This is a genomic window from Bradyrhizobium sp. CIR48 (assembly GCF_014198315.1).
Taxonomy (GTDB): domain Bacteria; phylum Pseudomonadota; class Alphaproteobacteria; order Rhizobiales; family Xanthobacteraceae; genus Bradyrhizobium.
The window spans coordinates 141,936-162,764 of sequence record NZ_JACIHG010000017.1 but is presented as its reverse complement, the minus strand read 5'-3'; the positions used below and the strand labels follow the sequence as shown (position 1 = coordinate 162,764).

11 protein-coding genes and 1 tRNA gene are annotated in these 20,829 nt (G+C 61.3%); 5 read left to right on the top strand and 7 right to left on the bottom strand.

Features of this window, described 5'->3' with window-relative positions; all coding sequences use genetic code 11:
• Window positions 1–156: 156 nt before the first annotated feature.
• Window positions 157–3,966 carry a hypothetical protein gene (locus GGD66_RS37845; protein WP_183261729.1) on the bottom strand — a complete coding sequence of 1,270 codons (3,810 nt, stop codon included), beginning with the start codon at window positions 3,964–3,966 and terminating at the stop codon, window positions 157–159.
• A gap of 150 nt (window positions 3,967–4,116) precedes the next feature.
• A complete protein-coding gene (locus tag GGD66_RS37840; RefSeq protein WP_183261727.1) occupies window positions 4,117–4,650 on the bottom strand; it encodes a methionyl-tRNA formyltransferase-like protein in 534 nt (177 codons plus the stop codon).
• Window positions 4,651–5,094: 444 nt separating this feature from the next.
• On the opposite strand from GGD66_RS37840, the gene GGD66_RS37835 reads away from it, so the two are divergent.
• The 4 genes from GGD66_RS37835 to GGD66_RS37820 all read left to right on the top strand — a co-directional run bounded on the left by GGD66_RS37835 (window position 5,095) and on the right by GGD66_RS37820 (window position 11,552).
• Window positions 5,095–6,291, top strand: coding sequence for a hypothetical protein (locus tag GGD66_RS37835; protein WP_183261724.1), 1,197 nt, complete (start codon window positions 5,095–5,097; stop codon window positions 6,289–6,291).
• A gap of 9 nt (window positions 6,292–6,300) precedes the next feature.
• Complete coding sequence (locus tag GGD66_RS37830) at window positions 6,301–8,028, top strand: hypothetical protein (RefSeq protein WP_183261721.1); 1,728 nt, start codon at window positions 6,301–6,303, stop codon at window positions 8,026–8,028.
• Between the two features lie 331 nt (window positions 8,029–8,359).
• Window positions 8,360–9,232: a DUF1353 domain-containing protein gene (locus GGD66_RS42305; protein WP_183261718.1), complete on the top strand. Its 873-nt coding sequence runs from the start codon at window positions 8,360–8,362 to the stop codon at window positions 9,230–9,232.
• Window positions 9,233–9,257: 25 nt separating this feature from the next.
• The gene (locus GGD66_RS37820) at window positions 9,258–11,552 is read left to right on the top strand and encodes an SUMF1/EgtB/PvdO family nonheme iron enzyme (protein ID WP_183261715.1); all 2,295 of its coding nucleotides are present in this window, start codon (window positions 9,258–9,260) and stop codon (window positions 11,550–11,552) included.
• 458 nt (window positions 11,553–12,010) lie between these two features.
• Here GGD66_RS37820 and GGD66_RS42120 read toward each other — a convergent pair whose 3' ends face one another.
• The 3 genes from GGD66_RS42120 to GGD66_RS37810 all read right to left on the bottom strand — a co-directional run bounded on the left by GGD66_RS42120 (window position 12,011) and on the right by GGD66_RS37810 (window position 13,158).
• Complete coding sequence (locus tag GGD66_RS42120) at window positions 12,011–12,142, bottom strand: hypothetical protein (RefSeq protein WP_283814513.1); 132 nt, start codon at window positions 12,140–12,142, stop codon at window positions 12,011–12,013.
• A 130-nt stretch (window positions 12,143–12,272) separates the two neighbouring features.
• Window positions 12,273–12,349: transfer RNA gene (locus GGD66_RS37815), tRNA-His, on the bottom strand.
• Window positions 12,350–12,723: 374 nt separating this feature from the next.
• Complete coding sequence (locus tag GGD66_RS37810) at window positions 12,724–13,158, bottom strand: phasin (RefSeq protein WP_091958388.1); 435 nt, start codon at window positions 13,156–13,158, stop codon at window positions 12,724–12,726.
• Window positions 13,159–13,855: 697 nt separating this feature from the next.
• On the opposite strand from GGD66_RS37810, the gene GGD66_RS37805 reads away from it, so the two are divergent.
• Window positions 13,856–17,254 (top strand): PAS domain S-box protein, encoded by a 3,399-nt coding sequence (locus GGD66_RS37805; RefSeq protein ID WP_183261711.1) that lies wholly within the window; start codon window positions 13,856–13,858, stop codon window positions 17,252–17,254.
• 59 nt (window positions 17,255–17,313) lie between these two features.
• Here GGD66_RS37805 and GGD66_RS37800 read toward each other — a convergent pair whose 3' ends face one another.
• Window positions 17,314–19,287, bottom strand: coding sequence for a methyl-accepting chemotaxis protein (locus GGD66_RS37800; RefSeq protein WP_183261709.1), 1,974 nt, complete (start codon window positions 19,285–19,287; stop codon window positions 17,314–17,316).
• A 217-nt stretch (window positions 19,288–19,504) separates the two neighbouring features.
• Window positions 19,505–20,677, bottom strand: coding sequence for an acetyl-CoA C-acyltransferase (locus tag GGD66_RS37795; protein ID WP_018318278.1), 1,173 nt, complete (start codon window positions 20,675–20,677; stop codon window positions 19,505–19,507).
• Window positions 20,678–20,829: the final 152 nt, after the last annotated feature.

The window sequence follows — 20,829 nt, the reverse complement described above, 5'->3', positions numbered from 1 at the left end:
CGAGGGCGCCGGACACCGCAATGCGGCGATCGAGGCGTTTCTATGCAGCATTTCGTCGATCAGCCGCGCGGCGCGATCGCTCCTGCGAGTAGTTCGATAGGATCCGTGCGCGATGCCGCGTTGCGCACGATCCTATCGCTCGGCTGCCAGCCAGCATCACTCAAAGCGCGCGCTGCGCTCCAAATCCTCTTCCAGCTCTCGCTGCCGCCACCTCGCCGTTTCGTCAGCCAGCTCTCCGCGGTACTTGCCGACAGCCGCGCGGAGAGCGGCGTTGTCACCCAATTCGAGTTTGTCCAGAAGCTGCATCCGGGATTCGAACTTCGAGGCGGGTGAACCATCGAAACTCGTCGGCCAGATTCGCCGGCCCATGGCTTCGAATACGGCGACCGGATCTGGAGCCCGTTCGAGCAGCAGCTTGGCAATAGGCTGCCATTCATCCGGCGACTGATCATTCGGACGCAAGTAGAGCAGCGCCACGCCCGCGGCAAATGGGTAGCGCAGGGCAGGATTGGTCTTGCACCAGCCAAGCAACACGTCGTCAGGAACTACGCTTGAAGGGTTTTGCTGATGCAGCAGTTCCCGGACAAGCTGGGCACTCCGTTGCCGGTCCTCCTCGTCGCCGGATGCGAGCTCATCCAGCACCGCGATAGGCTGCCTCTTGAACAGACTGCGGAGCAGGTCGTCCTGCTCGCCGGCCGAGACATCATATCTTGCAACGGCCTCTTTCAAGTCGCGCAATAACTTGCGCGTAACTGATGCCCCCTCCGGCCCGGTGAGCGAAGCTGCCGTCACAAGGCCCAAGCGATAGTCGTCGGAATCGGCGGCATTTCCTCGGCGGGTAAAGCGATGGTCGAGCAGCAATTGGCGGCCCGCTTCGGCGCTCTCCGGCAACGGCTTGCGCTTCGCTGTTGCGTCCGAATGCAGACGCATAGCGAGAATTTCGAGCGCAATGCGATTTCCGTCGGGCTTGGCGCCGATGGCAAGGACGAGGTCGCGAAACGCAGGGCCCGGAATCGGCTCGCAAACGCCGCCATACACGAGACTGAAGTATTGGCCGATCGGCGCCTTGCCGAGATCCAAGGCGCGCTGCAGCCGAGCGACACCTTTGTCATCAATGGTCACGGCTGTCTGTAGCGTTGGCAACCATGGAGCCAAGATCGGATCGTCAAGAGCTTCGTCGAGTAGGGCGTTGGCTTGGGCAGTGTCTCGGGCTTCGAGGCCGCTCAGAAAGCCGAGGAGTACTCGAACATTGGCGTTATCGGTCCGACTTACCTCATCGACCAACCGGCGCCATAGAAGGCGGGGCTCGAGAGCGTCGAGTGCCAGACCGCGACCAAACTCGCCCAGATTTCCTGAGGCGCTGACGAGCTCAGGAAGTAGATCGGAAAACGCCGCATCGTCCATGGCAACGTCCCGGCCCAATTCTTCGGCGGCGATGTTGGATCGCCTCATACGCTCGGACGCCTTTACGGCTGGTTGATCGTCGATACCAAGGTCGTCCAGCGTGAGGCGCCCACTGCGATCGCCGAGGACAATCGCGCGCACGCGATTGACCAAGTCCTTCGGCCGGAGAAACTCCTCTAAGCGCGTAAGTCGCTCGGCGGCCTCTTTAGTCAGGCGCTTGCTGTCGTAGTGGTGAGTTTGACGCGCAGCGACCCAGCCGTCGCGCCAGAAGCCGCCTCCGGCGATATTCTTGGCGATCCGCTCTAGGGCCTCGTACCGACCGCCATGAGTCCAGAGCCAGCGGAATTTATGAGCGATCGCCTTGCGCACGCGGGCCTTGATGGGGCTGTCGCCAAGCGCAAATGGCTCTACGAAGCTCAGGACATCCTCGAACCACCGGCCGGCTTCCGTGCCACTTTTCGGGTGATAGCCATAGTTGCGCGACCGCGCTCCAAACTCGAACTGGCCATAGGGCGCAAAGTTGTGCGTGGTCATCAGTGCTTCAAGGGCCTGGATGCCGAGATACTGCTCGACCGGTTTATCTGACTTCAACAACCGGTCAACGACAGGCAAGCGCATGGGAAGCGGGGCGTGCGTGCCGGAAAACGCGGGATAAAAGAGGGGCGTCGTGGCCCTCGCGGCCTCTCCATCAAAGCTGCCTTCCTCAAGAACGCCCGCGAACGCGATAAGCAGCCGAACCGCGCGCTCAAACAGAGGCGGGTCATAAGCAAGGGAATGCAACAAGCGGATGAAGTGCCCTCCCCTCAGAAGCGTGAGCCGCTCAGCATTCCCAAACACATTCTCGAGGGCCGAGAGCGTCGCTTCTGGGGCCACTGGCGCAACGTTTGCAAACATCGCGCGTCCGAGTTCGTTTAGCTCCAAGACATCGGCGAGGAGCCCGGTCTTGGAAAGCCAGCCACGCACAATGTCTTGCGCCTGCTTGCTGTCGTTGAGATAGCCAAGGCGCCGCGAAAACGAGCGAAGCAGGCGTTCGGAGGGACCTTCAACGATTGCGGACTCAATGAGCGGATAAGGAATGTTCTCAAGCGCCAATTTCGCGAGCCGGTTTGCTATGGCATGCGGCAGAACGGCTCGCCACTCCCGTCGCTGCTGGAGAAGATCGCGTCGCTCTAGCTCAGCGGCTGCGGCAAATACGTCTTGAGCGGATTTTCCAATCAGCTGGCCGAGTATCGGTAGCTCTGCGTTCTCGCCTTCCAAGGCCTCTCCCTGAAACGAGTAGACTAGCGAACAGGCTTCGGCGATCTGAAGAAGGTTGGCATCGTAGCTGTGACGCTGCTGAAATAGGCGCGTGAACAGCTCGGTGTTGGTCAGACCCGAAATGGTTTCGGTCTTCTTCACGGTTCCTGCGAGGGCGAGCGCGATCCTGGCGTTGCCGTCCGAGAATTCAGCGATCGTGCGGCCGTCAATTTGTGATATGTCCCGAAATCGGGCTCGCACGAGCTTTTCGATGAGAGGGAGTGACGACGTTTCCAGCGAGAAGACGTCCGTTCCTTCGGGCTGATCGTCGCGAATATCGTATTCGATTGTGATAACGCTTATCGTCGAACCATCGACGCGCGCCACCTCGGCGAGTTGCCGATGGGTATCAAACGGGCAATTGTCGACGACCAGAATTGCGCGTGTCCTTTGCGCAAGAAGGTCGGAGGCAAGACCACGTGGCTGCGGGTCAGGTTCATGAGCTGTATCGGTATAAATCGCGAGTGACGGGTCGAGAGCTTTCGCTCCGATCGAGAGGTCGAAAAGCGCTTCTACCAGCCGGGTCTTTCCGACGCCGGATAATCCGACCAACCGGACGACCTGACCCGGGTTACGGAGCGCGTCCCGCATGCGGTTGATGCCGTCCACGACGGTCACCCCGTCAGCGTCGTCGTCCTTTTGTCCGGTCTTGATGCTGGCCTTGTCATCAAGAAGGTACGTGTTGTCGGCACCTGCCGGTACCGGCGACCATCCGCCATAGGATTGCCATCCACGGAACGCCCTGCCGATCCGCGACCGAACCCATGGGATCAGCCCAGCATGTTCTCGGACCCAGCTTGCAACGCGGTTGCGGTCGTAGAAATCGAGATGAAGCTTGGCAGCATCCGGACAACCCCGCATGGCGTCTGCCATGGCCTTGCGGCGGCTTTTTAGGGCGGAGTCGGAAGTCGAGCCGTTCGAGCTCACGATGACATAGGCGCCGGAGGTTGCTGCAAGTTCCTCGATTGCGGGCCGAAGCACTCCCTTGGGCTTCATCTCCTTTATGATTTCGGCGGCCGGCATATCCGGCTTCTTGACTTGATAGCCCGTGGCCGCCTTTGGGACGAAGCCTTCAATATGGGTACCGGGCGCGAGTGCAACGCGTACGTCGAGCCCGCCATCCTTGGCGGTCTGGTCGCCGCCCCACGTGACGGCAGACACCGGCAAGTCCTTGCGGCGAAGTTCGGCCTCGCAAAGCCGGCCAATCAGCGTGCGCAAATCTTCGTCGTTCAGGGCCGCAATGTCGTCACGCGTGATCTCAAACATGATCTAGAAGGCCCTCATGGGAATGTTGGTTGGCAACATGTGGCGATATCGACCGGTTCCCGCGACCATCCGCCCAGCCGGTCCACATCTTTTTGCGCCTCTGCAAAGCGAGAGATTCTCGGGCCCGCGGATCAGTGAGGCTGGATCTGGTCACGGCCGACCAATGTTGAAGAGGTTCTCTGCCGGTCTGCCCACCTGTTGGTGCGCCCAGACCTCAACGACAGGCAAGTCCGGTATCCTGCCCGCCAACCGGTCGATCCATGCGAAGACGCGGCCGAGGCGTTCGCCTCCATAGATAAGATAGATAGCTCGTTCATAGCCCACTGCTCTCCGAAACAAGGAGAGGGTATTGAGGTCCTTCTCTATGCCATCGCCGCTCGCCCGCAGCGATTTGACTTCTATGATCGCGTGATTGAGGCCCATGTCTCCGGGCCCGTGAACCAAAAGATCAGGCTTGGCGTGGCTCGCCCCACGCTTTGACAGGATGGGATGCGCGGCCTTGTCTACTTCACCGTTCAGGCGAAAGGGACCTTCGTTCGGCCACCGCAAGCGCATCTGGTGATAAAGCTCGTAGCAATAGACGCGTTCGCGATAGACGGGTCCGCCGCCATGGACGGGTAGGTGAAAATATTCCGCGCCGACAAGAGCTGTCGCCGCTCCCAATATGTCAGTCAATCCATCCATCAAAGCCTATCCCGCGATGCCCAGGATAGTTGTACAGTAAGATTCGACCTCAAGTTGATTGTCGCGTTGATGGATCCCGAGCAACTCATGTGGCAGATAGCTCCGGAACGAATGGGACGAATCCGTCTCAATCCACAATCAAATCAAGGAGTAACCATTTGATTTTTCGTATGTTTTATAAATATGCGGCTTAGAAGGTAGTCCACGTCTTCGCATTGGAACGAGCCTTCTAAGCTGATTTTGGTGCGTTCGTTCAAATTCGCGTTCGGATATTCGATGACCCATCCCACGACACCAATTGGCTTGCTTCAGCACGTTGTGCAGCACCTCCACCGGGAGCCCAGGAAGGACGCTCCAATAACGCCCGTCGACCTGCGGGCTTTGAGGCTCCACAGGGGCTTGATAGGGCCTGAGGGAATAATTGGCATACGCGTGGAAGCTGCCATGGCCCTCGACCAATTGGCGGAGACCATCTTCACAGGAGGTCCCTTTCAGAAGGCGACGACATTCGAATCCTTCCTGAATAAACTAGCGAATATCATCATGGTCGACTTCCGCGACCGGGCGAACGTCGCGGTTCAGGCTGCCGATCTAGCCTCGATCGAGCAGCAGCTCTTGACATGGCTCCAGGGAGAAATCGCGCAGCGCGAGTTCTTCATTCCGTGCGTCATTTCCCCTTGGGACGCCAAGCCATTTTCGATCGGTCCGGTTGCGTTCAAACATATTCGAGACTTCGTACCCGAGGCTCAAGCTGTATCAGGGTCATTGTACGAGGTGACGTTCGGGCCCGTCGCCGAGCAGATCGCGCGTTCCGGTGCGAATTGGATGGCCACGGTCAAACTCGATGGACGAACCAAGGAGCGCGCCCAGGAAGTTGCAGATCTTGCGGCGGACCTCGCGCTTACGAGCCTGCAACTCTGCCTTCCCGAAGAGGGCGAGCACATCGCGCGGATGACCGGCCGAACTATGCCGGTATTTCGCCAAGCGATTTCCCGCTCAAACGGCCAGATCTCGAGTGCCTCCACTAATTCCGAGCCTGGACGCGCCTTCGGCCCCGGGTTCCTCGATCAAAGGCTCTCGGAAGCAAAGGCGGTGCTGGAGACGGCGGGACGTCGGGTTGCCGCGTTTGTCGATGGCGCGGCCTCACTTTCGAAGCTTGAAATGCCATGGCCCGACGCGGCGTATTGGTTTCACGAAGGCTTGGCAGAGCCTCTTGATACGATCGCCGTCCCAAAGCTCGAGACGGCAATTGAGATTCTGCTGCGCTCGGAAAGCACCAAGGGCAGCAAAGCACGCGTCATAAAGGCCATCGAAGCGTTCTATGGGCTAAGCGGTACCGATTTCATCAACGCACAATCCCAGATTACCGTCGAGCAATTTGCGCAGGGGTTGGTGAGGGATCGGTCACGCATCCTCCACGGAACGTGGTCCACCCTAAATCACTCGCTACGTGCGAGCAGACCAAGCCTCACGACCCTCGTCCACGGCTTGCTGATCGCATACTCCATGGAACTCGACCGCTACGCGGGCACGCCCGGAGCTTCCGATGAGATCGACGCATTCCTGACCTTCGTTAACGACGCACGAAAGAATGCCGCCGCCGCGGCCGCTACAGCGCCCCCAACGCCGACCGGCAGCTAGGCGAGACGTATGCTGCAGATCATCACCGAGAAGTTCTTCGTCCCGGGTGAGCGATACGAGACACTTCATCGCGCGATCCTTTACACTAATTATCGCGTCATGCGGGGCGAAAAAATCACGACCCTCATTGGCACTCTTTTTCCATCAACGGGCCTGCAGTCGCTTGGGACCCTTACGTGCGAGATATTGGAAAAGCAGGAAAAGTATCCGGAGGGTAAGCCAGGGGTCTTTGTCGCGACGCTCGGGGATGACCTCATCAACGATTTCGCGGCCGTCATTTCCTTCTTCTTGAATGTCACGTGCACTCCCGATCCTGATCTCACGCGCCGGCTCCTGTCTCAGGAGCGGCCAAGCCTCGGCGTGGAGGCCGTGCCAAGTCGCTTCATTCAGCGCATGTTCGATAAGGACCTTCACGGCAAAGACGGCGACGCCGACGCGCTATCAGCATTTATGACTCAACTGCTTGGGCTTGAGCGCAAGCGCTTTGCCCAAGCCATGCGCTCCATCCGCCAATTTGTTATTGGATCGCATCGTATCGCGGATGATCTCAATCTCGCCTACACGTTATTCGTTACCTCGATTGAGTCCCTCGCACAGACATTCGATGGTCACGTGGCGGAGTGGGCTGACTATGATGCACGCAAGCGGAGCGCCATCGACAAGGCGCTCGACGGCGCAGCAGATGATGTGGCAGATCGTGTTCGCAAGGCCGTCCTGGCTAGCGAGCATGTTGCTATGGCGCGCCGGTTTCGTGATTTTGCCATTGCACACGTGGACTCATCCTACTTTCGCGAAGGGACCGCTGGCGTCCACGGACCAATAGGCAAACCGGATCTCGCGATCGCGCTTCAGCAGGCCTACACGTTCCGTTCCGCTTACGTGCATACGTTGCGCGATGTTCCTCGCGAGCTGACCATACAAGGCTTCCCTGAGGCCACGGATATTGATGGCAAACCTGCCTTGTCTTTCGCTGGTTTATCGCGACTAGCGCGCCATATCATCATGCAGTTCGTATGGCTTGGCCCTACCGTGGAGCGCGAAAATTTCGACTATCGAAAGGAGCTTCCGGGCATCGTGAACGTAAGTCTCTCGCCAGAATATTGGGTGGCGTCGACCGGAGGCTTTAGCCACCGAAGCGCCCCAACGCGGCTCGGCGGATTCTTGCAGCAGATCACCTCCGCCATGCTGCTGAAACACAAGGACGCCAAGCTTACCGACCTTCGGCCGATTCTGAACATGGCCGAAGAGCAGATTCCTGGTCTGTCGAAGGCAAGCCAGCGCTTGCCGATGCTGACGCTCTATTTCCTATTTCATCAGCTCACTGGGGCAGAATTCCATTGCAAGCAATGGCCCGCACTCTTTGAGCAGTACAAGTCCGATTTCGATTCTCCGACCATCGAGAGTTTCGTGGCGCATCTCGTTACCGGGCATCCGTTGGAGTGGTCGTTGGTAGAGATGGAGGAGTTGCACAAGACGTATTTCAGGGTTCGCCACACGACATCTGCAACAAAGATTGGAGTTGTAATGGAGTCTGCGCTCTCCCTGATCCTAGCCGAACTCAACCGCAAAGCCGGAAGCGACGCTCGCGCGCGCGAGCTAATCGCTTTCGCTGTGGAAGCCCATCCGAGCAGCGCCGATCTGCGCGACTACGAGGCCGCATTACCATCGTCCGACCTCACTGAGATTGACTGGGCGAAGATTCTCCTACCATCACGTTCCGCAACATCGCCGAATTAAGCGCCTAACCAAGACTTGCACAGCTAGGGACTTCTCCGCCGAATAACAAGACCAGAGCACGGCTAACATTCGCTCCAGCAATTGGGACGACGTCGCACCAGTAAAAGCGCGAACGAAACGCCGCGAGCGTGATCGGTTTCGAACGAAAGCGCAGCAAAATCAACAAGGCCGGTCGACAGTCTACGACCGAAGTACTCGCTTCTAGGCCGCAATTGTGATAAACTAGCTCATTGATTGCAGTTCACGCGCCTATTGCGCGCTTTCATTGTCTCTGACTTTTGATGGGGCTGCGAGTGTGACAGGGGTAGATGGCAACGAGCTGGCGCGATTAGTGGCAGCTGATCTCGGACCTGACGTCGACGCGGCTGTCAAGGCAGCATCTGCTGCTGCCCCTTCTCGCGGCATTACACTGCCGGACGTAAGCCTTTCCGACGTGATGGCGATTGCCAGCTTCATTATAGCTTGCGCGCAGATCGCCCTGCAGGCGTGGCAGAAGCAACCAGATCGAATAACCGTGACTTTGAAGCTGGCCGAGACTATTCATGACAACGATGGGACCCCTCGGAGTCATGCAGATCTAGAGCAGAAGCTCTATATCATGGGACGCACCGTGGACAAGCTTGCGCCGACGGACTTCGCCCCAAAGCTCTCTGTCCCAATTGGCAAACAGCGCTCGAAGAAGGACTGGGTTGCGGACTGGATTAATTATGATCCGCGCGCAAACGTTCGAAGCATGACTGCTTCGATCCTTCTGCCATTTCGAGATATGGACTACTTTGCGATCGCGAAGCCGATTCATTGGACTCCACCAATCGACGCTCCTGCGGAGTTGCCACGCAGTGTTTCTGTGCCCGTGGGCTTCGTCACTGACCTCGCCAGTATTCCAACTTTCTTCTGCTGGGTGGTGCAACCGGTGGGCCGGCATGGCCACGCGGCAATCCTTCATGACTGGCTGTACTGGACGCAAGATTGCGATCGAGCCGTGGCAGATAAAGTTTTTGAAGTGGCGATGGCCGAATTAGATGTGGCCGTCCCCGTGCGCAAAGCATTGTGGGCGGCCGTACGCGTTTTCGGCGGGCAATATTGGGATCAGGCTGGGGAGCAAAAGAGCCAAGGCCGAAGTCGTTTGTTGACGAAACTACCGAATGAGCCCGTAAGCTGGGCGGTCTGGCAGAGTACACCTGGCGTGTTTGCACCACCCTAGTCGTGCGTTTGATGGATAGTTCGGTATGGATCGTCCATTTCACGATGTATTGCCTTCCATCCCGCCTCAGGTGTCCGAGCGCCGAATCGCGCTTGTCATCGGCAACAGTCGCTATTTGCATGCCAACATTCTCACCAATCCTCCGAACGATGCGCGCGGTATTGCTCTATCGCTGACTCGCCTCGGATTTTTTGGTGTCAGAAAAGCTGGCGATGATTTTACCGTCGATTCCAAAGCCCCGGGCGTCAGCGCATTGCTTGACCTCGATGACAGACGGCTCGGCCGGGCTCTGGCTGCTGTCGAGCGGTTTGCCAAAGGCGCCCGACAGGCCGTGATATACTATGCTGGTCATGGTATCGAGATTGACGGCGAGAACTACCTCATTCCCGTCGATGCCAGGCTCGCCCATACGGCCGATGCCAAATATGAAACGAAACCCCTTACCCAAGCATTGGGGGCCGTAGAGGGAGCCGCAGGACTTCGCCTTGTTATCTTGGATGCCTGCCGCAACAACCCCTTCAAGGCTCGCTTGTATAGAAACCGCGACACTTCCGGTGGCCTTCGCAGCATTGAACCAGCAAATGTGCTAGTCGCTTATTCGGCCAAACACGGTACGGTCGCTTCTGACGGCGATGAGGGTGGCAACAGCCCGTTTACGAGAGCCCTGCTGGCGCACATCGAGAAGCCGGGGCTAGCCATCCAAGACATCTTCGCTGAGGTCCACGATGACGTGCTTGCCGCCACCAATGGAGCTCAAGAACCATGGCTCTACGGCGCGTTCGGCCGGCGCAAGGAATACTTCGTGCCGCCACTATCCAATGGAGTGCTTCCAGCTTCACCGCCGCAAAGACTCGATCAAACCCGTCCCGGCAGTGATCACGGTCAAGACACGTTATCCAAGCGCAAATTGCAATCTCAAATCGCCAAAGCGAGCTTGGGCGCGGCCGCTGCGATCGCAGCGCTGCTCATCCTCGGGTGGCAGTGGCAGAAGTTACGGCCGCAGTCCTCATCCGAAACGGCCGTACAACCGTCGAAACAGATTGTCTCGGAAACGAGCAAGGTAGAGCAACCGCCGCCCCTTTGCGCTGATATCGAAGTTGACATTCTGGGCAAGGGCAAAGCCTGTCTCAATCCGAGTGACACCGCTCGCCGCGAATTCCGAGATTGCTTCACAACATCTAAAAGTACGCAGGTTTGCATGCCCATGGTTGTGCTACCGAAAGGCACTTACGAACGTGGCTCAAAGGACGGTCAATCCAACGAAAAGCCGGTTGGGACGGTCAAGATCGATTATCATCTAGCCGTAGGCAAGTTCGAAGTGACGTTCGCTGACTGGGATGCCTGCTTGGAAGATGGTGGCTGCACTTACAAACCAGAAACAAGCTGGGGCCGCGGTCAGCAACCGGTCCATTCTGTGTCTTGGGACGACATCAACACGCAGTATTTGCCATGGTTGAATAAAAGGCGCGGTAACAAGAGCGACGCTAGATATCGATTGCTGAAGGAGGCCGAGTGGGAATACGCCGCTCGCGCCAACTCAACGACGCGATACTCGGTAGGTGCCGTAATCAACCAGTCACAAGCACAGTTTGCACGCCAGGGCGGCCAGAATTTCTCATATCCTGGGATGGACAAGGAGCCCCACCCCGTCGATGTCGGCTCATTTCCTGCCAATGCATTTGGCCTCCATGATTTTCACGGCAATTTGTGGGAGTGGGTGCAAGACTGCTATGCCGATAGCTACACTAATGCCCCTTCAAATGGAGCTAGTGCGCCTGAATCACCAAATTGTTCCCGCGTTCGTCGAGGCGGCTCATGGAGCAACAGTTCCGAAGGTATCACATCCACCATGCGGCACGGCGAACTACCGAGCATCCGGAATGTTTACAATGGCTTTCGTTTGGCTAGAACGGTTCAGCCTCCCGACGGACCAATCACGATACGTGTCAAGATTCGCAGCGGCAGCAGCAGCACTAGCCAATTGGAAAGCCTTGTGCCTCCTGCGATCCAGAGCAATTTGAAGAGCGTTTCTCTGGCACCGGCAACCGCGGATCGGTCGGAAGTCTACGTACTCGATGTGGGAGGCTCATATGCTTCCAATATGTCTGGCTACGCTGCGTGCGATCCTCACAGCGTGGCTGTCCTGAGCTACACGCTCAATGCACCAGACGGGCATCCGGTTTTTGGGGAGACTATTCGAGGTTACGCCTGCCTGAAAGATGCAGCCAGTCCGGAGAACGCTCGTAAACTAGCTAACGAGCGCGCTGTCGAAGGCATCATGAAACATCTAGGGGAAAAACTTCTAAATTATCAACGTTGAAGGATCTAGTGCCGAACGTCGTGCCACCGAACTGCGGCTTGTGGCAGTGCAGTTGCTAGGAAGCTCGCGCCAAGAAGCCAAATTGTCGGACGAACAGGTAGCTCGCGACTCACGGTATTTACCTATAGGTCGTCGAAATCGAACGGAGGCAGGCAGATGCGATGGCTTTGACGAGAGAGTCATTCATGCCTACCAATCCGTCTCGTTGCCGCTTTCCTGACCAGCGCCAGCATTAAGCCATGTTGCCGAACCAGCGGCCGTAGATCGCGTGCGTGATTTCCTGTCTCAGTCTGCCATCCGCTCCGAATGTTCGTCGAGATCGCCGGGCTTGTCGAAGAATATCCTCGCGGTCATCTTGTCGCGTGAGGTGTGGATCAAGCGGTCGCTGGTCGTTCCGGCCACCCACAATCCATGGACCACCCGCGTCCTGACCTCGTTGATCTGCCGGCATTCGTTGATCAGCTGATCAGCTTCTCGAGACCGGGCTCCGGCTTACCGCCTTCCTCATCGGCCGAGAGGGCCAACATCGTAGAGCAAAGCCGCGCGAAATCGAGGTTGGTAGTCACCATATCGGCAACCTGATCTTTCACCCCGGCCTTCTCTCCGACGTGTTGCCGGATGGGGTAAGTGAGCGCAATGCACTAGCGCTCTCGTGGTAGCTATGTGGTAGCTACCACAATCCGCGAGCCTTCGATGATTTCCGTAACTGCTTGATTTTGTTGGTACAGTTGGGTGGGCTCGAACCACCGACCTCCTGTTCCACAGACAGGCGCTCTAACCAACTGAGCTACAACTGCATCCTGGCGAGCCGCCCTCGGGGCTACCTGAAAAGGCCGTCGACCTAGGGGGCTGGACGGGGCGGAAACTAGGTGCAACGGCCCGGTTTGGCAAGGCCGCAGAGCGACGAAAAACCGGCTGAAATCACGTTCGGTGCGAGGAAATCGGGCTTGATCACGGCCATCCAGGTGCTGCGCTGCCTCTGCCGCTTATGGCGGCACTCCCCGGGCGGAGACAACCCTCAACCCGTCGCCCGACGATGCTTCGTATCGCCCGGCGCCGGCCTCTCCCGCATCCGCCTTCGCCAAGGCTTCGGCGGACAAGAGCGGGAGAGGCGAAGAAAAAACCCGGGCCTTTCGGCCCGGGTTTCTCAAATTCAAACCAACCTGCCGGATCAGGCGGCGGGCTTGTAGAACTTCGAGGCGCTGGCCTTGATCGGTTCGGCGGTCTCGGCGGCGACGCGCTGGGTCAGCTCGACCAGCTCCTTGGCCTGAGACTGGAAGGTCTCGAGCTGGGTGCGGGTGTGGCCGGTCCACAGCTCCATCGCTTCGGCCGGCGACTTCAGGCCGAACAGCTGCTGGGCGAAGTCCAGCTGGGCGTTGCTGTTGGCCTTCATGAATTCCACCAGCTTGGCGGTGTATTCGCTCGCGCCCTTGCTGGCGGAGGTGAACACGGCCTCGACGGTGCCGTTGTGGGTTTCGGCGGCGTCCTTGAACTTGGCGTAGCTCTCACGGGCCTGCGACACGCCCTTTTCGGCGAACGCACGCATCTGCTCGGGCACCTCGAACGGAATGATCGAGGCAGAAAACGGATCAGTCGCACCTGTCATGGTTGTCCCTCACGATAATGAAAAATGGAGTGAGCCTTCTGGCGCGCCCGCCGGCCCCCGGTCTGGGCCGTCACACATTGAGCGGGTACGAAAGACTGGAAACGCGAAACAAACGAGATGGCTCGCCCAGCGCCCAGGATTATGGCTGCCTATCATGTCAACATTGTGCAGCGCAATGCGGCGGCAGGGTGCGCCGCGATAATTTAATCTAGGTTAGGGCGAGGTTCCGGGATCGGGGAACCGGGGGTTGAGGTAAGGGGGTGGGTGAAGTTGGCGAGTCTGACCACAAGCTCCGCTCTCTCCGTTCCCTCCCCCCTTGTGGGGGAGGGGCAGGGAGGGGGGTGCCGCACGGGGACTCTTTCCGTCGCGCACCGGCTTGGGTGCTTCATCAATAACTGACACCGCTTGCTGGGCTACCCCTCTCCCTAACCCTCCCCCACAAGGGGGACGGAATGCACCTTTCTCGACGCGCATACCGAGTCAGGTCACGCCGGCCGACGATCAGCCTCTCTTCGAATCCCTTGGATGAACCGGGCGGCGGCTTGCGGGTTCGGGCTGATTAAGGTTATCGCGGCTTAGGGCCGCCGCCGGGGACCGGGGCCGTGGACCTGCCCGCGGGCGCGGGCAATACTAACCCTTTCTTAAGGCTGTCATTCCCGGCAGCCGCCAGCTTCAAGCGTGAGACACAGCCGGTCGGATGACGAGTTCGGATTTCCAGTTGCGAGGTGTGGGCGATCCCCGGCTGGCCGTGCATGCGACCTCGCCGCTCGCGACCTGGCTGTGGTCCACCGACGGCGCGCGCGTGCTGTGGGCCAATCCGGTCGGCGCAAAGCTGTTCGGCGCGGCGAATGGCGCAGCGCTCGCGGAGCGGATTTTTGGCCCGGCGGACAGCCATCGCCGCCAGGTCGCCCGGCTCGCCCGGCAGCTGCCGGCGAACGGCACCGCGCGGCTCGAACGGCTGCGCGGCTTCGGCGCCCGGCTCGGCACGCTGATGACCTGCGCCTGCGCCCGGCTCGACTTTGCCGATGGCGGACACGCCGTGCTCGTCACTGCGATGGACCCGACCTTGCGCACCATGCCGCTGGTCGAGCGGCTGCATCGCCTGGTCGAGGGCGCGAAGATGCCGATGGCGGCGTTCGCGCCCGACGGCCTGTTCGTCGGCGCCAGCGAGGCCGCCCGCTCCCTGCTCGGCTTCCGCGATCTCGGCGAGGCCGGCCTCGAACAGGCGCGCAGCGATGCGCTTCGCGCGGGCCGCGTCGAAACGCCGATCGGCATCGGCCAGATGGTGCTGCAACGGGTCGGCACGGGCGCCGATGTCGGCCTTGTCGCGCTGATCGAGCCGGCCACGCAGGCAGCACCCGCAGCTTCCGTACCCGAGAGCGCGGCGGAAGCCGCAAACGAAGCGCCGGCTGCACCTGCGCAGCAGGCCGCGGCCATGCCGTGCGAGCCGCCACCGTCGCAGGACGGATCGGCCGGGATCTCGTTGTTCGATGCGTTCGCCGAGCCGATCGAGGCCGAAGAGCCCGTTCGAGAACCAGCTCACGAAACGCCGGACCAAACCGCCGACATCGCGCCAAAGACTCCGGTTGAAAACCCGCATCAAGCCATCGTCTCGCCGCAGGCTGCGCCGATCACTCCCGGCATGGTCGATCCACCGTCGAGCCAGCAATCGTCTGGCCGGGAATCGTCGGGCCAAGAGCCGCCCGCACCGCGTCAGCATCCGCTGCGCTTCCTCTGGCAGATGGATGCGGAGGGCCGCTTTGTGCTTCTCTCCGACGAATTCATCCGCCTGATCGGCGCGCGCACTGCCGCCGGCTTCGGCCGCCCTTGGCGCGAGATCGCCGAGGACTTTTCGCTCGACCCTGATGGCCGCGTCGCGGAGGCGCTTGCGCGCCACGACACCTGGGCCGGGATCACCGTGAACTGGCCGGCTGACGGCGGCGAGCATCTGCCGGTCGAGCTCGCGGGCCTGCCGGTCTACGACCAGTCGCGCAACTTTGCCGGCTTCAAGGGCTTTGGCGTCTGCCGCGATCTCGACGGCCTCAATCGTCTCGCAGCGCTGAGGCGCTTCGAGACGGTGACCGAACCGCCGGCGCAGCACGGCCCGTCTGCCGAACTGGTCGCGCCGGAGCCCGAGGCCGAGCCGGTCGCGGAGGCGCCGCCTCCGCCGATCGAGCCGCCCGCAGCCGAGCCCGAGCCAGCATCCGAACCTGAACTGCCCGAACCCACCAGCGACGCGAATTCACACCCAACCGATCCGGAAACGTCAGTGGAAACGCCAGTCGAAACCCCTCCGAATGTCGTGCCGTTCCGCCCGCACGGCGATGTCAGATCACCCAGTGATCAGAGATCGCCGACGCTGACGCCGGTCGAGAATAGCGCGTTCAACGAGCTCGCCCGGCAATTGTCCGAACGGCTCGAACGCGAGCGCGAGACGATCGCGGCAGAAGCTTCCGAGCCCGTGGCGGAGACCCTCACCGAGCCGCCGGCGCCGGAGCCCTCACCGCCGCAAGCTGCGGCCGAATGGCTGAGCGAGCCCGCGCCGCCGCCGCGCGGCGCCAGCGCGCGCGACCGCACCCTGCTCGACCTGTTGCCGACCGGCATCCTGATCTACCGGCTCGACCGCCTGCTCTATGCCAACCCCGCCTTCCTCGCGCGCATGGGCTATGCCGGCATCAACGCGCTGGAGAATGCCGGCGGGCTCGATGCGCTCTATGTCGAGCCCGGCGTGTCCTCGGCCAGCAGCACCTCGCAAGCCGGCACGCCTGTCACGATCAGCGCAACGCTCGCGAACGGCGAGCAGCCGCTTGCAACCACCGAGGCGCACCTGCACACGATCGACTGGGACGGCGAGAGCGCGCATGCGCTGATCTGCGCGCTGCCGCCGGCGCCCAGCGTCGCGGCTTCGATCGCCGAGACCGTCGTCGTCGAGCCCATCGTCGCCGAATCCTTCCCCTACGCGCCCGAGCTCGAATCCGCGGCCGGCGACGCCGATGCGGAGGATCTCGCCGCGATCCTCGACACCACGGCCGAGGGCATCGTCATGTTCGATGCCGAAGGCAACATCCACGCCTGCAACCGCAGCGCCGAGGCGCTGTTCGGCTATGACGGCACCGACCTGCTCGAGCAGAATCTGGCGACGCTGTTCGCGCCGGAGAGCCGGCAGATCGTCGCCGACTATCTCGAAAGCCTCAAGAGCCAGGACATTTCGAGCCTGCTGGACCACGGCCGCGAGGTGCTCGGACGCGAGAAGAAGGGCGGCGTCATTCCGCTCGCGATGATCATGGGCCGCACGCGGCCGGACGGCCCGAACTTCTTCGCCGTGTTCCGCGATCTCTCGCAGAGCAAGAGGGGCGAGAGCGAGCTGACGCAGGCCCGCCACCTCGTCCACAGCGCGGCCAACGCCAAGGCCGACATGCTGGCGCGGATCAGCCACGAGATCCGCACGCCGCTCAACGCCATCATCGGCTTTGCCGAGGTGATGATCTCCGAACGCTTCGGCACGCTCGGCAACGAGCGCTACGGCGAATACATGAAGGATATCCGCGCCTCCGGCGAGCGCGTCATCGCGATCATCGACGATCTGCTGGAGCTGTCGCGGATCGAAACCGGCAAGCTCGATCTCAACTTCGCCAACCTCAGCCTCAACGACCTCGTCGAAGCCTGCGTGACCGTGATGCAGCCGCAGGCCAATCGCGAGCGCATCATCATCCGCACCTCGCTCGCGCATGCGCTGCCGCAGGTCACGGCGGACGCGCGCGCGATGCGGCAGATCACCATGAACCTGATCTCGAACTCGATCCGGCTGGCCAGCGCCGGCGGCCAGGTCATCGTCTCGACCGCGCTGTCCGACCGCGGCGAGATTTGCTTGCGCATCCGCGACACCGGCCATGGCCTCTCCGAACGCGAAGTCGCCGCCGCGATGGAGCCGTTCCGCACCCCGCCGCCCGGGGACGCCGCGGACAATTCGGCGCTGAGCCTGTCGTTGACCAAGGCCCTGGTCGAAGCCAACCGCGCCCGCTTCAACATCAAGAGCGCGGGGAATTCCGGCACGCTGATCGAAGTGGTGTTCGCACCGGTGGTGGCGGGCGCTTAGCAGTCACGACCACAAGCTCGTCATGCCCGGGCTTGTCCGGGGCTGACGACACGGAGACATCACGCCGCGCGCACGGTGTCCAAGAACCTGCTGACCTCGATCTTCAGCCGGCTGCTGTCGTTCGACAGCGACTGCGCCGCGGACAGCACCTGCGCGGAGGCAGATCCGGTCTCGGTCGCGCCCTGCCTGACGCTGCTGATGTTGGCGCTCACCTGCGTGGTGCCGGCGGCCGCATTCTGGACGTTGCGCGAGATCTCGCCGGTCGCGGCGCCCTGCTCTTCCACGGCGGCAGCGATGGTGGAGGAGATCTCGGACAGCCGCTCGATGGTGCCGCCGATGGTCTTGATGGCGCCGACTGAATCCTCGGTCGCAACCTGGATGCTGGAAATCTGCTGACCGATGTCGCCGGTGGCCTTCGCGGTCTGCTCGGCCAGCGCCTTCACTTCCGAGGCCACCACGGCAAAACCGCGCCCGGCTTCGCCGGCACGCGCGGCCTCGATGGTGGCATTCAGCGCCAGCAAATTGGTCTGGCCCGCGATCGCGCTGATGAGTTCGACCACGTCGCCGATGCGCGCAGCCGCCTTCGACAATTCGCTGACGCGGTCGTTGGTCTGCCCGGCCTGGCTGACGGCTTCGCCGGCCATGCGTGCTGAGGCCTGCACCTGGCGGCTGATTTCGTGGACGGAGGCGGTCAGCTCTTCCGCCGCGGAGGCCACCGACTGCACGTTGGTCGCGGCCTCTTCGGAGGCCGCCTCGACCAGCGTGGCAAGCTCGGTCGAGCGGCTGGCGGTGGTGGTCAGCGAGGTCGCCGACGCCTCGAGCTCGTTGGCTGCAGACGACACGGTCTCGACGATCTCGCCGATCGCGCCTTCGAAATCGTCGGCCATCCTGATCATGTCGGCGCGCCGGCGCTCGGCGGCGAGCTTGTCCTGCCTGATCTTCTCTTCCGCCTCTTCCTGCGCCTTGCGCTCGGCATTGACCTTGAACGTCTCGACGGCCTGCGCGATCTCGCCGATCTCGTCGGGACGGCCGAGCCCGGGCAGCACGATGGCGAAATTGCCGTTGGCGAGCTCGATCATCGCCGCGCGCATGGCCGACAGCGGCTTGGAAACCGAGCGGCCGATGAAGATGCCGAGGCCGAGCACGCCGGATGCGATCAGCGCGATCGCGACCGCGATCCAGAACTGGATGTTGGCACGTTCGGCCTCGTTCAGCCGGTCGGCCTCGACACGGATCTGGTCGACCGACTTCGAGACCTGCTCGATGACGGGCTCGACCGCGGAGAACGCTTCGGACATCGCCTTCAGCTCGGCCGCGAGCTTCAACGCGGTCTCCATCCACGCGGAGAAGTCGCGCTGGTAATCGGCGAGCTTTTGGCGAAGCTCGGCCTTCGAATTGTCGGGAATGGTTGCGGCGTTCAGGTTGGCGGAGAATTCAGCCGCACGCTTCTTGATGTCATCGCCATATCGCGCGTCGCGACGGAGCATGAAGTCCTTCTCATGCCGGCGCATCATCAGCATGATCACCTTGAGAGAGGAGTCCTGGAGCTGGTCGACCTGGCTTTCGATACCGTGGACGGACGCGCGCAGGCGCCCCTCCAGGCCGGATTTCTCGTCGAGGCCGAGCCGCTGTCGCTCCTCGACCACCGCGGTAAAGCGCGCCTGGTAGGTCTTCAGCGATGCGTTCATCGCGTCGATCTTTTGCGCCAGCTCGGGCTTGCCGAGGACAGAGATCCTGCCGCGAAGCGTCTCGATGTCGAGCGCCGCCTGCCGGCTGATCTCGACCTGGCGCTCGGCTCTGGCCGGATCGCTGCGTAGAAGGAAATCCTTTTCGGCCCGGCGCGCCTCGAGCAGTTCGACCGCGATCCTGTTGTTGAGCTCGAAGACGGTGCGCGCCTCCTCGGCGGCGTTGCGATAGACCGCCATCGCGCGCTCACCATAGAGGTGAATGCCGCCGATCAGGACGACACCAGCGACGCCGATGACGCCGATTGCAGTGATCTTGTGGGTGAGCCGCAGGGAGAATAATCGCATCTTTGATTTCAAAATTGGTTGTGGCTGATGCGATTAATGAAGCCTCAATGCGCGGAAACTTCCGTTAATTTGCGGACACGTATGACTACGTACTTATGCACGATACACGTCACAGGATAGGTCTCGATGGCGTTTATGCACGGTGAAGTGCACAAAAAAACACGGCGCTCGCGCGCGCCGTGCTTCCTTCCCTTCAAGCCGTCGGTTGCGGATCGGCTCAGCTGTAGATCTCGAACAGGCCGGCGCCGCCCTGGCCGCCACCGATGCACATCGTCACCACGCCCCACTTCGCCTTGCGGCGCGCGCCTTCCTGCAGCAGGTGGCCGGTGAGACGGGCACCGGTCATGCCGAAGGGATGGCCGATCGCGATCGAGCCGCCGTTGACGTTGTACTTGGCGGGATCGATGCCGAGCTGGTCGCGGCAGTACAGGCACTGGCTGGCGAAGGCTTCGTTGAGCTCCCACAGGTCGATGTCGTCGACCTTGAGGCCGGTGCGCTTGAGCAGCTTCGGAATTGCGAACACCGGGCCGATGCCCATTTCGTCGGGCTCGCAGCCCGCGGTCGCCCAGGCGACGAAGCGGCCGAGCGGCTTGAGGCCGCGCTTCTCGGCGTCCTTGGCTTCCATCAGCACCACGGCGGCGGCGCCGTCCGAGAGCTGGCTGGCATTGCCGGCGGTGACGAACTTGCCGGGGCCCTTCACCGGCTCGAGTTTTGCCAATCCTTCCATCGTGGTCTCAGGACGATTGCACTCGTCGCGATCGACGACGTAGTCGACGATGCTCTCCGCCTTGGTCGCCTTGTCGACGACCTTCATCCTGGTCTTCATCGGGACGATCTCGTCCTTGTACTTGCCCGCCTGCTGCGACGCCGCCATGCGGCGCTGCGATTCCAGCGAGAACTCGTCCTGATATTCGCGGCTGAGCTTGTAGCGCTCGGCGACGATGTCGGCGGTGTCGATCATCGCCATGAAGATGTCGGGCGCGACCTTGAGCAATTCCGGATCGATCGATTCCTTCGGCGTGCCGCCGCCCGGCATCGAGATGCTCTCGACCCCGCCGGCGACGATGCAGTCGGCGCCGTCCGAGCGGATCGAGTTGGCGGCCATCGCGATGGTCTGCAGCCCCGAGGAGCAGAACCGGTTCACCGAGACGCCGGCGGTGGTCTTCGGCAGGCCGGCGAGCAGCGCGGCCTGGCGGCCGATGTTCGGCGCGCCATGGGCGCAATTGCCGAGATAGCAGTCCTCGACATAGTCCTTGTCGACGCCGGCGCGCTTCACCGCGTGCTGGATGGCGTGCGCCGCGAGCGACATCGGCGGCGTGATGTTGAACCCGCCGCGGCCGGATTTTGCGAGGCCCGTGCGCGCATAGGAAACGATGACGGCTTCACGCATGTGTTTCTCCCTTGTCGAGCGATTTTGAACGGAGCGCTCTTTGAACGAGTTGTCCTGGCGCCATTGGTACACAAAGTTTGAAGGCTGCGGAAAATAAAAACGCCGCCTCCGGTGACGGAGGCGGCGTTGTTCCGTGGGTCGGAATATGTCGG

What these genes read in the sequence shown, in the direction of transcription:
- GGD66_RS37820 (WP_183261715.1), top strand. Translation starts at nt 9,258, where the DNA reads ATGGATCGTCCATTTCACGATGTATTGCCTTCCATCCCGCCTCAGGTG.
- GGD66_RS37840 (WP_183261727.1), bottom strand. Translation starts at nt 4,650, where the DNA reads ATGGATGGATTGACTGACATATTGGGAGCGGCGACAGCTCTTGTCGGC.
- GGD66_RS37795 (WP_018318278.1), bottom strand. Translation starts at nt 20,677, where the DNA reads ATGCGTGAAGCCGTCATCGTTTCCTATGCGCGCACGGGCCTCGCAAAA.
- GGD66_RS37835 (WP_183261724.1), top strand. Translation starts at nt 5,095, where the DNA reads ATGGCCCTCGACCAATTGGCGGAGACCATCTTCACAGGAGGTCCCTTT.
- GGD66_RS37810 (WP_091958388.1), bottom strand. Translation starts at nt 13,158, where the DNA reads ATGACAGGTGCGACTGATCCGTTTTCTGCCTCGATCATTCCGTTCGAG.
- GGD66_RS37830 (WP_183261721.1), top strand. Translation starts at nt 6,301, where the DNA reads ATGCTGCAGATCATCACCGAGAAGTTCTTCGTCCCGGGTGAGCGATAC.
- GGD66_RS37845 (WP_183261729.1), bottom strand. Translation starts at nt 3,966, where the DNA reads ATGTTTGAGATCACGCGTGACGACATTGCGGCCCTGAACGACGAAGAT.
- GGD66_RS37805 (WP_183261711.1), top strand. Translation starts at nt 13,856, where the DNA reads ATGACGAGTTCGGATTTCCAGTTGCGAGGTGTGGGCGATCCCCGGCTG.
- GGD66_RS37800 (WP_183261709.1), bottom strand. Translation starts at nt 19,287, where the DNA reads ATGCGATTATTCTCCCTGCGGCTCACCCACAAGATCACTGCAATCGGC.